Origin of the sequence: Lysinibacillus mangiferihumi, from assembly GCF_003049665.1 — a bacterium.
Classification (GTDB): Bacteria; Bacillota; Bacilli; order Bacillales_A; family Planococcaceae; genus Lysinibacillus; species Lysinibacillus mangiferihumi.
On record NZ_PYWM01000015.1, the window covers coordinates 103,325 to 116,806 of the forward strand.

Below are 13,482 nucleotides of genomic sequence, written 5' to 3' on the forward strand. Positions count from 1 at the left end.
GAAATATTAAAATCTAAAGAAAAGAAAGAAGGTTTTTAGTATAAAAATGATAATTATGAATATTCCGAAATATTAATACCGTTAAAAAGAGAAGGAATTTTAACGATATTATTACGCTACTAATATAGTAATTGAGCGTGCGTTATACATGGGAAAAGCAGGTAGTAATTTTAAGAATGTCTGTTTCTATAGAACATTTATTATGTGCTTATAACTTGATACATATGGATTGTTGACTTCTTTAGTAGTGTCTAGGTAAAACTGTTTTCAAAGAGGGTATTAAATCGTGTATTTATTATATTAAAATTTAAAAAATATTGTTTTTCCTAAAAATACATTTGTGTTTTTGAGAAGAATTTATTATTATTTATAAAGTAATTTATCGTTCTTATATTAAGATAGAAAGAGGCGTATTCAAGTGGCAAACAAAGAATTAAAGAGAGGGCTGGAGGCGCGACATATTCAAATGATCGCTCTAGGTGGTACGATTGGTGTAGGCCTATTTATGGGTTCCGCTAGCGCTATCCAGTGGACTGGGCCATCCGTGCTCCTTGCATATGCTATCTCGGGCATTTTTATATTTTTCATCATGCGAGCTATGGGTGAGATGCTCTATGTAGAGCCAAGTACTGGATCTTTTGCAACATTCGGTTATAAATATATTCACCCATTGGCGGGTTATTTAACTGCGTGGAGTAACTGGTTTCAGTGGGTTATCGTTGGGATGTCTGAAATTATAGCAGTCGGAACATATATGCAATATTGGTATCCTGATTTACCAGCATGGATTCCTGGGTTAATTGCTATGGTTATACTAGGTGTAGCAAACTTTATTTCTGTTAAATCATTTGGGGAATTCGAATTTTGGTTTGCAATGATTAAGATCGTCACAATTGTGCTTATGATTGTGGCTGGTGTTGGCCTTATTTTCTTTGGGTTTGGAAATGACGGTATGCCAATCGGTTTATCCAATCTGTGGTCACATGGTGGCTTCTTCACAGGTGGTTGGACAGGTTTCTTCTTTGCATTATCTTTAGTCGTGGCGGCTTACCAAGGGGTAGAGCTTATCGGGATTACGGCTGGAGAAGCAAAAAATCCGCAAAAAACCATTACCAATGCTATCCAAAGTATTATTTGGCGCATTTTAATTTTCTATATCGGTGCGATTTTTGTTATTGTAACGGTTTACCCGTGGGATGAGTTAGGAACGATTGGTAGTCCGTTTGTTGCTACTTTTGCTAAGGTAGGGATTACGGCAGCGGCTGGTATTATTAACTTTGTCGTAATTACAGCAGCTATGAGTGGCTGTAATAGTGGTATTTACAGTGCGGGACGTATGCTTTATACACTTGCTATGAATGGTCAAGCACCTAAGTTTTTTGCAAAGATTTCAAATAACGGTGTTCCCATTTTAGGTACTGCTGGCGTATTAGTTGGGTTAGTCGTTGGTGTTATTTTAAGTTATATTGCACCAGAAAACCTATTTGTTTATGTTTATAGTGCCAGCGTACTTCCTGGGATGATTCCTTGGTTTATTATTTTAATTAGTCAAATTCGGTTTAGAAAAGTAAAAGCAGCGCAAATGGAAAACCACCCATTTAAAACGCCTTTAGCTCCTTTGACAAACTACGCAACCATCGCGTTTTTAGTTATGGTGCTTATCGGTATGTGGTTTAATGAGGATACGCGTGTTTCGTTAATTGTAGGGATTGCTTTCCTGATACTTGTAACACTTAGTTATTATGTGTTTGGTATTGGAAAAGAAAGACCTGCTGACAAGCGTACTAAATAATCGAAAAAGGATGTATCTCTTTAATTTGAGATACATCCTTTTTTTATAGTAGAATCAAGATTTTTTTAGAGAGGTTTCATACATAGTTATTCAAAAAAGGGATAAGCTACATAAAGAAATATGTTGTGTCCATGATACATACAGGCGTTTAACGGGGGTTGGAATGGCATGGAAGAAAGAGAACAGCAAGTAATTGACCAGATAAAGGACAAGGTTCAAGAAATTGATGATGTCGTTATAAAAGAGATGGTTACGGATGTAGGAGATGCTACAATTATCTATTTCTCTTCTCTTATCGAGAAAATGACATTACAATCGATGGTTTTCATACCGTTAGCGAACCATGTTAATCAAATTTTTCAAGTATCTGAAGCATTAGAATTAGATGATGTGGATTTGATTTTGCAAAAATTAGATGCAGGCCAAACCTTATTGTTTTTTCATAAAACAGCGCAACTACGAGTGATTGACACCTATAGTGCCCCTACACGTTCGATTACAAATACAGAAACAGAGTCAACAGTTATTGGACCACAAGATGCTTTTACTGAATCATTAGAGACCAATATTTCATTAGTAAAAAGACGGATTCAAAATCCAATGTTAAAAAATGAAACACGCACTGTAGGAACGGAAACCAATATTAAAATTTCAATTTTATATATAGACAATATCGTAAATAAAGAAAATTTAGACACGCTGCGAGAGCGAATCAATCAAATACAATTCCCTTTTTTTACAGATATATCAGAGCTCAAGCAACTGATTGAAGATAATCCGTTATCTCCTTTCCCACAGCATTATATGAGCGTACGACCAGATAGTGTTAGTCAGTATCTTATTGATGGAAGAATCGTGATTTTTATGGACAATAGTCAGGCTGCGATTGTTTGTCCTACATCCTTTTTTGAAATGTTTGTTTCGGTCGAAGATTATTATAACCGTTGGACAACAGCCTCATTATTACGAATGCTTCGATTTTTTGGCTTTTTCCTAACCATTATGATTACGCCGATGTATATCTCTGCTTTAACATTTCATCCTGAAGTATTACCTTATGAGCTTTTGTTAAATCTTCAGGAATCCAGAAGTAAAGTTCCATTTCCGCCACTAATAGAAGTATTGTTTATTGAATTAATTATTGAAGTGCTGCGTGAAGCAGGTTCGCGAATGCCTGCTAAAGTTGGTCAAACGATTGGTATCGTTGGAGGTATCGTGATCGGTACAGCAGCTGTTGAAGCGGGATTGCTTAGTAATATTCTAATTGTATTGGTTGCGACATCTGCCTTACTGTCATTTTTACCACCGATCTTTTTATTGAGTAATACAAGTAGATTTATTCGTTATATTTTTATTTTGTCTGCTGGTCTGTTTGGGTTATACGGATTAATGCTAGCATTTGCATGGCTATTTGCTCATTTATTACGATTAAATTCATTAGGAACACCGTATATGTCACCGGTTGTTCCTCGTAATGCCAGTGATTTATTCGATAGTATTATTCGATTTCCAACCAAATATTTAAAAACTAAGAAGGGTATTTCTAGAGCACAAAAAAAATAACAGCTTTTGTAGCATTTGAGGTGGTTTTAGTTGAGTACAGGTAAGAGCAAGAAAAAGTTATTAAATGCATATCATGTTGTGTTTTTAGCACAAAGCGTCATGATTGGTACTGGTATTCTCTCCCTGCCTCAGCAACTTAGTTCTTTAGGCTATAGCCAAGCATTGATGCCATTGATTTTTGGTGTGATTGCAAGTGTTACACTTTACCCAATGATTTGGATTAATTCTAAATTTCCAAATGACAACCTATTTCGTATCAATGAAATCCTACTAGGTAAATGGTTAGGGAAATGTATCAATCTTTTTTTCGTTATTCAATTTCTCGTTTTTATTGCAGGTATTATTAGTAATTATATGCATCTAATTCAAAGTACTGCTCTTCAAGAACAAACCATTACGGGACCTGTTTTTTGTTTTTTATTATTGCTTATTTATATTGTCAGTGGAGGCATTAAATCAATTGCCCGTTTTTGTATCATGACATTTTTTCTAACGATAGGTTTTCTATATTTTACACATTGGGCATTTGAAAAGGGCGATATGAGTCACTTTTTACCTCTATTTAATTTTTTTAGTGTAAATGACTTTTATGAGGCATTAAAAAGAGGGTATTTATCAGTTCTAGGTTATGAATTAGTCATGTTTTATTTTCCCTACATTGTCGATCAGAAAAAAGCATTCCGTCATTCGTTAATTGGCATTTGGATTAGTATCTTACTTTGTTTTATTACGACAGCGATTAGTGTTATGTATTATTCTGAATGGCAGCTAGAATATGTGGAATTTTCAGTACTAAACTTGTTTAAAGCTGGAGAGTTTTCGTTTATTGAGAGAATTGATATTTTTGGCATTACATTATGGGTTTTTTTAATTTTATCGACAGTGGCTGCCTATTTATGGTGTGCAAAAAAAGGGGTAGAGACTTTAGTATCTAAAAAAAGTAATGTTTATTTGTACATCTTAGTTGCGATTATTTTCTTTGTTGTAAAAATGCCATCTTCCAGAGAATTTCAAGATAAATTATTTACAAGTGCCAATTATGTTGGCTATATGTTAATTCTTTGGCCAGTATTATTAATGATGGTTTATGTACTTCGAAAAAAGAAGCAGGTGCAAGTATGAGCAGAAAACTTCTTTATGTAACTCTTTGTATCCAACTATTCGTTTTAGCCGCCTGTACGGAAAAAGAAATAAAAGTTCCGCTTGAAGATGTCGGAATGGTGGGCATTATCGCATTTGATTATATTGATAAGGATAGTATGAAATTAACCGTCGCCATTCCTCAATATTCACCTGAAGCGCAACGTAGTACGCAAACTTTTTCTGTGACTACGGAGCTTGTTTCAAATGGCATTGTGGAAATAGAAAAACTTTCAGACAAAAAAATTGTTTTTAATCAGTTACGCGTTGTGTTGTTTAATGAAGAGTTCGCACGTCAAGGCAATATTCGAAAAGTGCTTCAGCATTTATACCGAAATGCCGAAGTTGGTAATAAAGTACTTATCGCCATTGTGAAGGAAAAAGGAGAGGAAATGCTGAAATATAATTATCCCGATAAACCGAATATTAATTTCTATTTAAACGATTTATTGCAACCTAGCATTAATACAGCATTTAATCCTAATACGAACATCCATGATTTTATGTATACCATTTCGAATCCGGTATTTGATCCTACTATACCGTTTATTGATAAAAATAGTGACAAAATCGAAATAAAAGGGATTGCTGTATTTAAAGGTAACCAGATGATTGAATTGATCACGCCAAATGAGGCACTCATTATTCAGGCAATTCAAGGGAAAAAAAATCTTGCGCCATTGGATATTAATATGGAACAGGGGCATGGCAAAGAAAAGTTATTGATTGACTTAGTGGAAAATGATGTGCATATTGAGAGCAATAAAAATATGCATTCACCTAAACTCACGATAGCATTAACAATCAAAGGAACATTAAGTGAATACAAAGGTGCACGAGAAAATGATTTATTTACCATAGAAAGTTTAGCGGATTTAGAAAAAGACGTGAATAAAGAGTTGGAGCAAGATATTAAAAAGTTTTTAGATAAACTCAATGAATGGCAAGTAGATCCAAGTGGTCTTAGTGAATATTTCCGAATGTACCATCGCGGAAAATGGACAACTGAAAAGAAGCGGGAGATTATTAGTAAAGTAGCAATTGATGTACAGGTGAAAACATCCATCATTAGTACAGGGACATTAAAATAAACTGATTCAGTAAAGAAAGTGCCACTATTAATAGGTATATGTTTACAACTATCATTAACACTACTGGGCTTGAAAGCTATAAAAAGGCAATTTATCATTTGAAAAAGTGATAAATCGCCTTTTTTTTAGAATGATTTTCGCATAATAAAGCTTAAATGTCGGCCACATGTTTTGTCTTGACGGTAGGAGAAGCCTTCTTCACTAAGATACGTACATGTTTGATCAATCGTAATTTGTTGTGACGGAATGCCTGATAAGCTTTGGCAACAGCATGCACCGCGTATGTCCAATATCGAATGGGATCATTATCGGCAGCATCAAGTGAAACCCAAGCAATAGCCTCTTCTTTATTTTTTAACCAGCTACTTAAAAAGGTAGTTTTCCCATAGAGTGCTAGTGCACGTAAAATCGTCATTTTTTTATAAGTATGATGCTGTAGAAGATTATTGAACTGCTTTCGTTCAATTAAATCAGGTGCGTTGTCTGGCAATTCTAATTTAGTAAGTAATAATGTCGTAATTATGTTTTTCCTCCATTTTAAATAGTAGAAACTAGGAACTTAATGAAAGTTTAAGCAATGTAACAAAGGAGTGCTTTTGGCTTTTTATATATCGATCTGAAGTTTAATAAGGGAATTGGCTAATGGCAAAAGTTTTAATGTGGCTGATTTATAAATACAGTAAATTGCTGTTTAAAGGGTTTGAAAAGAATTGAAGAAAAACATACAAAATTGTTGAAAAACTAAAGAGTGTATATTATTTTATAAATAAAAAAACTGATTATTCAAAAAGTAATTTATTGAATATTTTCTAAGAAAGGGGAAGGAAAATGGTACTATGAAAAAAACATTTTACTTTTTTGCTAGAAACTCAATAATTTACATAACTACAGTTGTATTCACTACAGTTACATTAACTTTTGTACCAGCTAAGTCATTTGCTATACCTCTTTCAGAAGAATTGGAAGATGATAGTTTTGTCATATTGGAAATTATTAAATTTACGGATAAAGAAGTAGTGTATAAAACACTAGAAAATGGGGACCTTTTTTTATATGAGGAGCAAATTGAAAATGAAGCTGTAACTACTAATAAATATAAAATAGATAATGTAGCTAAAGAACTTGTCGAATATTTCATAACAATTATTGATATGAATGAAGATGATATTTTTGTAAGCCAGAAAAATTTATTAAGTAAACAGATTTATTCAAAAACATCTGTGCATGTTTCGCCTGTTAACGAAATTAAGAATGATAAAATAGTATATACGACAAGTGCAACAGGTGAATGGGTGACAGCAAGAGCGAGTGGGTTACGGGTTTCATGAAACATAAAAAAGAGATACATTTTATTTTAGTAATACTTATCATATTTGGTGTATTATCTTTTTCATTAATAGAAATTTTTCATCAAGTCCAAAATGGTTATTTCCCTAGAGCGACAACCATTATAGTATTCTTATTTGCAACTTTTACTTTATTCATTTTATATTTTGGAAGGAACAAAAGATGAGATAATTTGATTTCAATAGCGAAGGTTATTTTGACTTGTGTTCTCAAAGAGGATAAGCAAGACACAAGTATTTATTATATACCTAAAACTCAATTGAAGAAAGTCCCGCTATAGACAGGTATATGTTTACAACTATCATTAACACTACTGGGCTTGAAAGCTATAAAAAGGCAATTTATCATTTGAAAAAGTGATAAATTGCCTTTTTTTAGAATGATTTTCGCATAATAAAGCTTACATGTCGGCCACATGTTTTGTCTTGGCGGTAGGAGAAACCTTCTTCACTAAGATACGTACATGTTTGATCAATCGTAATTTGTTGTGACGGAATGCCGGCAATTTCACATTGCTTTTTCACAGTTTGCTGATTATCAATGTGATACTTGTTTGTGTCAGCATTGAAATACATAAAATTATCGGCATAGCCTAGACGATTAAATTGTTCATAGACATCGCCATCAACCTCAAATTTTTGCTGGCTAAGTGCCATGCCAATTTGAACATGGAAATCCTGTGGATTACAGTGCTCTTGTTCTATTAAATGACGGAAAAGTTTCAATGTCACTTCCTTGACTGTTCCTTGCCAGCCAGAATGAATGACACCGATGACACCACTACGTTCATTATAAAAAATAACAGGTACACAATCAGCAGTAAAAGTACAAAGCATTACATCTTGGTCAAATGTATAGAGTGCATCGGTATTGGCAATGGCTGTATCTTGCCTCAGCGCGCCTAAACCTTTATCTGCTACAGTTGCACGATAAAAATTAGCACTGTGTGTTTGTTGAGTACATATAAAATCATTGATATCACATTGCAACGAAGCTGCTAATTTCTTTCGATTGCTTAACACATCCTCAGTACTTGTGCAGACATGTAGTGCCATATTATTTTGTTCAAGTTCCAAAACGTCCTTTAAGGTAGTTCCTGCTATGAATTGCTTATTGTTGTAATAAAATTTAGTTTTCATATCATCACCCCGTTTAACTATATCGGATTAGATTGCCAATGTATAGCTTATGCAATATGTATCTGGTGTTACAGGCTATTTGACCTCACTGTGTTTACTTATAAAAAATGGACTTTCTTTAAACAGACATAATAGATTCATACCTTATCATACAGTAGCAAAGTAGAGGTTACATTACCAACATTCAAGTAAAAAGGAGTGTGTGTATGAATCAAGGCTACTTTCTCTTAATTTGTCAATAGGCATGTGTCTGTTTTGGATAGTGACATACATATTTATTATAAAACGTGGCTTTCAGGATGAGCATTATGGTATGCCGATGGTTGCAATTTGTGCCAATATTTCATGGGAGTTTATCTTTACGTTTATATATCCACACAATGATTTTCAAAGAATCATTACGTTTAGTTGGTTTGTCCTTGACCTTGTAATTATGTGGCAGTATTTAATATATGGGCGCAAAGAATTTAAAAATACAATGTCTACAACACTTTTTTATACATCTTTCCTTTTTACATTGGCAACAAGCTTTTTAGTTATTTTGGTGCTCTCGCATGAACTTCATGATATGCAAGGGATATATGCTGCGTTTATACAAAACTTAATGATGTCAGGGTTATTTATCGGCTTGTTTTTTGCAAGGGGGAGTCTGGCAGGTCAATCTATGTCTATTGCAGTGTGCAATATTGTTTAGTGCCAGTCACCCAAACAATTAATGTGGGGCGGGAAGTTTTCCATTTATCATGAAGTTCATGACTGAAATGGTGCCTTTGCTGTTTAAAATCTTGTAGTAATATATTCCTGTTACAATTATATTTCAATTTTATTACTGACAAGTTGAGAATAAACACTGATAAACTCGTAATCTATTCGTCAATTATTTCAAATGTCATACAACTGTAAAAATCCTTCCAAATATTTAGTGATGCATTATTTCACTAATCTATTTACCATAAATATAGAGCAAAACAGGAAGGAATGATTTACATGTTTAGAAAAGTAAAAAAAGTAGCGATGGCATCCGTATTATCACTATCCTTATTAGTACCAATTAGCGCAATGGCCGCTGATTCATATACAGTAGTAGCAGGCGATTCTCTTTGGAAAATTGCTGTAAAAACACAAACAGGTGTACAAGAATTAATAGATGCAAACCCCCAACTAGCAAACCCAAATCAAATAAATATAGGTCAAAAAATTAATATTCCAACGAATGAACAAGCTTCTGTAGAGCAAGAAGTAGTGAAACTTGTCAATGCGGAACGAGCGAAAGCAGGTCTGCCTGCATTAAAAGAAGATTGGGAGCTATCACGAGTAGCAAAATATAAATCTCAAGATATGCATGATAAAAATTACTTTGACCACACTAGCCCAACGTATGGTTCACCATTTGCAATGATGAAGAAATTTGGCATAACGTATAAAGCAGCTGGAGAAAATATTGCCAAAGGTCAAAAATCAGCTTCTGAAGTCGTAAATGCGTGGATGAATAGTGAAGGACACCGTGCAAATATTTTAAACAAAAGCTACACACATATCGGAGTTGGCTTTGTAAAAGACGGCAACTATTGGTCTCAAATGTTTATTCAAAAATAATATATTAAGAACTGTTTCTCAAAGTGGAACAGTTCTTTTTTACGACAAAATATAGCATGTGCATTCATGAATTATGCAGCTTTTGCGTGTCGTCTATAAGTTGACAAAAAAGAGCAACTACCAGCTTTCAAGAGCGGTTAGTTGCTTTTTATTACTTTTTGGCAAGGAGGATAGCTTGTGAACGCGATTTTACACCTAGTTTTTGATAAATAGTAGACAAATAAACGCGAATAGTACCAGCCGATAGATTTAGCATGTCAGCAATTTCACGATTGGTTCCACCCTTGGCTAACAGATCAAATACCTCTTTTTCACGCGGTGTCAACACTTCATGACGAACTACATTGGTTGTACAGCTTTGTAAATAATTAAAATAATAGTCTGGGTAGGGATTCCACTTGGCTGCAAATGATTCTAATTGAAAATATTGCTCTAGAAGGGGGAGTAGCTCTTTTTCATCTGCCAATGTCCGAACATAGTAGTATTTAGCTGCCAATTGCAATACTTTATGTAAAATATCTAATGCAATAGCAGTGTCTCCTAAACGATGCTGACAAATAACTTCTAGTACTGTTGCTTCTATCATCGTTGCAACTTGATCCTCTTGCTGTGCCTTTGTTTTAACTTGAATGATTACTGGTAGTGCATCCTGTGGTGTGTCCTTTAATAACAATAAACGAGCATAAACGAGCTGCCAAAATGGTTGCTTTGTTTTTGTTGCCAGTAAGAGCATCTCTGCGTTTTGGCTATCTCCATCGACGATAAAACAATAGGCTTGCATAATTTGAATCGACGTTTGCCAATGTTTTTCCGAAACATCTTCTAACACCTGAGACAACATGATACGGGCTGTATTTGTCTGTTGCTGATGAGCGTATATTTTCGCTTTAAGTAAATACATAGGGATATATAAACCTGGGTCTTGATGTTGATGACCTAATGCAATGGCGATTTCCAACTCTTTTTGGGCTGCTTCTATGAAACTTCGCTCATATAAAGATTCAGCAGCAACCCCATAACTAAATGCTGTCACATTTGCAGTTTGTAATGTTGTTTCTCGAAAAAGTTTGCTAACAGCTTCGCCTTCTTCAAACAGTTGCAGTTTTCCTTTAGAGCCAATACTTGTACGTGAAATCTTATATTCAAAAATATTATAGGGAATCGGAACATTATCCCAGCGAGAAGGAGCAGGACCGTTAGCGAGCAGGTTGCACATAATCTCTTCTACCAATTGTAAATTTCCGCCGGAAGCGACAATGGCGTACGCCTTTGCGCTTTCATATATATAGGCCATTGCAGCATGCTCTTCTTGCGCCATCCATTGTTCTACATGCTGTCGTATTTCAAGCTCCTCCATTAGAGAAGTAGCTATTTTTGTGTCCATTGTTGTTATAGAAGTTAAAAAGCCGATAACAAGCATTTCATAAGAAACGGTATAATGAGCACTTCGAAGTTGATGCAACCAGCGCATGAATGTTGTCGTTTGCCCGGAAGCGTATAGCTGGACAAGATGTTCTGCAATCCATAAAGCAGCTAGGTTATATTGTTCATATTGAAGTGCAAGCTCAATGGCAGAATGATAATTTCCTTGATTGTAAATAGCATGTGAGACTTCTTGGACAATAGCCTGTACTTGCTGCACGGAATACTGTTTATTTAGTTCTACTTGTAAAGCTTCGGCAAACAAATGATGGTAGCGAAAAACAGGCTTTTTTGTTTGGAGACGAATAATAAATAGACCTTTTGCTTCTAAACTTTCCAACAGTTCAAGGCTATTTGACTGCTTTGTTAGCTGGTCACATATCGCTGGTTCTAGCTCGTGCAGTAGGGAAGTCTTTATAAGAAATTTTTGCGTTGTTGTCGGAAGGTTTTGAATGATTTCTTGCCATAGAAACTCGGAAATAAACGGTTGTGCGATATGATCGAATAAGTCTACTTGTTGTTCATTTGCCAAGCGTGTTAATAATAGGCCCGCTACCCATCCTTCCGTTTTGTCCAACATTTGTTGTAAAAATTGTTGATTGAGTGGTGTTACCTGTTTGCAGGAAAAAAATTGCTTCGTTTCTTGGAACGTAAAGCGTAAATGATCCGCATCGAATTCTTGTAACCATTGTTTCACACGCCACTTAGCAATAGGGAGGGCTAGGGTTGTTCGAGTCGTTAGATAGACGTGTATCTCTAAAGGTAAGTACTCGATAAATTGTGTCATAAGTTGATGAATTACCGGATTATCGATTACATGATAATCATCAAATACAATTTGAATCGGTTTTGCTAAAGCATGGAGCTCCTCCAAAAATGAATTGATAAAAAATTCAAGTGTTGCTAGGTCTTGGGTGTGTAAAAGTGGTGCAAGCACTTGATCGATAGGGCATTGATAGGCTTTCGCAACGGCATGCACAGCGTAAGTCCAAAAACGAATCGGATCATTATCAGCAGCATCAAGTGAAAGCCAAGCGACCGTTGCCTTCTTAGATTTGAACCAACTACTTAGAACAGTCGTTTTCCCATACCCTGCTGGTGCACGGAGAACCGTCACTTTTTTATAAGTTTGGTTCTGTAAAAGATCAAACAATTGCTTGCGCTCAATCAAATCAGGTGTATTGAGAGGAATAGTTAATTTAGAAGATACTAGTGTAGTAGACATCTTTTTTACCTCATTTTTTAAATTTAGGATAATCATGTAATTAATTTTACTACAAGCGTTAACATAATTTCGAATGTTAATAGTCCTATCATTAGATAAATGATAAAAGCATTGATTTATCAACGTTTATAAGGCTTTTTAAATTAATTTGCCCCAGTTATAGCCCCACCGATTGCTAAACTTCTGCTGAATACTTCCATCGACTGCTCTTCCAACTCTTTCATTACATGCCCATAAATTTCATAAATCATTGCTGGGGTATTTCCTAATCGTTCAGCAATGATTTTTACGTTTTGCCAACTATTTAATAGAATCGTTGCATAAGTGTGACGTAATCCATGAAAAGTGATTTTTGGTTCACCATTATCATTTAATATATGAGCAGCAGGGAGAAAGGCACGATGCGAAACTGAATCAACAGGAAAATGAACGTATAGAAAAATTGTCACAAGAGCAACGGGTGAGAGACGCTAACTAATTGAGTCAGTAAAAGCACAGCTCGGCTATCATGCTACCTTCGATGAAGTAGCCTATTCACTTGTATTGAACGGTCTACATAGTGCCGTAGCGATTAGCCGTATTATGGCCAATGATTTTGGGTTTGATAAATGTCTGTCTGCAGGCACAATGCACAGGCCGTTCATATATTTTGATGTATTACTGGCTTTGAAGAAACAAGTGGATAAAGGAAATTTAATTAGGGATGAATCATCAAACATAGTGGATTGTATTTTCTATGTGAATCCTTACCATGAGGAAGATAGAAGGAATGAAACTGAGGAATTGGAACAACAAAGGTTATCTCTGTTTTAAATGAAGTGTAATGGAGGGCATCACAGATTGTAACTTGATACACTTTATTAACCAAATTGGTGAGATTTATAGATGAAGTTAGTTAATTGGCAATTTGCGCTATAAGTAAATATAAAAAAGCCCAGTTTCTCGCATTAAAATAAAGAAATTGGGCTTTTATCGTTACTCCAGAAAAGCGCCCGATTGTTGAAGATCGATATTAAAAAAACGGTAACCTTTAGTTGAATTAAAACACAATATCGAAAATTATGTTCCATATCATTTACTTATCATTAATTCAAACTCTTCTACCTCATCGCTCCATTCATCGAATTTTTAAAGTTGTTTCATTTAGAGTTCAAACCAAAGATTATA

10 protein-coding genes and 1 pseudogene are annotated in these 13,482 nt (G+C 34.8%); 7 read left to right on the forward strand and 4 right to left on the reverse strand.

Annotated features, from left to right (window positions below; all coding sequences use genetic code 11):
* Window positions 1-418: 418 nt before the first annotated feature.
* The 4 genes from C9J37_RS15000 (at window position 419) to C9J37_RS15015 (ending at window position 5,586) form a co-directional block, all read left to right on the forward strand.
* Window positions 419-1,792 carry an amino acid permease gene (locus tag C9J37_RS15000; protein ID WP_107895976.1) on the forward strand — a complete coding sequence of 458 codons (1,374 nt, stop codon included), beginning with the start codon at window positions 419-421 and terminating at the stop codon, window positions 1,790-1,792.
* A gap of 168 nt (window positions 1,793-1,960) precedes the next feature.
* Window positions 1,961-3,355: a spore germination protein gene (locus tag C9J37_RS15005; protein WP_107895977.1), complete on the forward strand. Its 1,395-nt coding sequence runs from the start codon at window positions 1,961-1,963 to the stop codon at window positions 3,353-3,355.
* A gap of 30 nt (window positions 3,356-3,385) precedes the next feature.
* On the forward strand, window positions 3,386-4,477 hold the full coding sequence (locus tag C9J37_RS15010) for a GerAB/ArcD/ProY family transporter (RefSeq protein ID WP_024364230.1): 1,092 nt from the start codon (window positions 3,386-3,388) through the stop codon (window positions 4,475-4,477).
* A complete protein-coding gene (locus C9J37_RS15015; protein WP_107895978.1) occupies window positions 4,474-5,586 on the forward strand; it encodes a Ger(x)C family spore germination protein in 1,113 nt (370 codons plus the stop codon). Before C9J37_RS15010 ends, C9J37_RS15015 begins: the two co-directional genes overlap by 4 nt.
* Window positions 5,587-5,711: 125 nt before the next feature.
* Here the strand turns inward: C9J37_RS15015 and C9J37_RS15020 are convergent.
* Window positions 5,712-5,843, reverse strand: a pseudogene (locus tag C9J37_RS15020) (laccase domain-containing protein); the annotation flags it as partial.
* Window positions 5,844-6,422: 579 nt separating this feature from the next.
* Here C9J37_RS15020 and C9J37_RS15025 point away from each other — a divergent pair.
* Complete coding sequence (locus tag C9J37_RS15025; protein WP_107895980.1) at window positions 6,423-6,914, forward strand: hypothetical protein; 492 nt, start codon at window positions 6,423-6,425, stop codon at window positions 6,912-6,914.
* Window positions 6,915-7,307: 393 nt separating this feature from the next.
* Here C9J37_RS15025 and pgeF read toward each other — a convergent pair whose 3' ends face one another.
* The gene (pgeF, locus tag C9J37_RS15035; protein WP_107895982.1) at window positions 7,308-8,072 is read right to left on the reverse strand and encodes a peptidoglycan editing factor PgeF; all 765 of its coding nucleotides are present in this window, start codon (window positions 8,070-8,072) and stop codon (window positions 7,308-7,310) included.
* Window positions 8,073-8,274: 202 nt separating this feature from the next.
* Here pgeF and C9J37_RS15040 point away from each other — a divergent pair, with 202 nt between their 5' ends.
* Window positions 8,275-8,766 carry a transmembrane-type terpene cyclase gene (locus C9J37_RS15040; RefSeq protein ID WP_456085532.1) on the forward strand — a complete coding sequence of 164 codons (492 nt, stop codon included), beginning with the start codon at window positions 8,275-8,277 and terminating at the stop codon, window positions 8,764-8,766.
* A gap of 293 nt (window positions 8,767-9,059) precedes the next feature.
* Window positions 9,060-9,668 carry a YkwD family sporulation-associated protein gene (locus C9J37_RS15045; protein ID WP_107895984.1) on the forward strand — a complete coding sequence of 203 codons (609 nt, stop codon included), beginning with the start codon at window positions 9,060-9,062 and terminating at the stop codon, window positions 9,666-9,668.
* A gap of 151 nt (window positions 9,669-9,819) precedes the next feature.
* On the opposite strand, the gene C9J37_RS29555 is transcribed toward C9J37_RS15045, so the two are convergent.
* Both C9J37_RS29555 and C9J37_RS15055 read right to left on the reverse strand, forming a co-directional pair.
* Window positions 9,820-12,315 carry a winged helix-turn-helix domain-containing protein gene (locus C9J37_RS29555; protein WP_167397323.1) on the reverse strand — a complete coding sequence of 832 codons (2,496 nt, stop codon included), beginning with the start codon at window positions 12,313-12,315 and terminating at the stop codon, window positions 9,820-9,822.
* A gap of 143 nt (window positions 12,316-12,458) precedes the next feature.
* A complete protein-coding gene (locus tag C9J37_RS15055; protein WP_407656252.1) occupies window positions 12,459-12,764 on the reverse strand; it encodes a tyrosine-type recombinase/integrase in 306 nt (101 codons plus the stop codon).
* Between the last annotated feature and the right edge of the window lie 718 nt (window positions 12,765-13,482).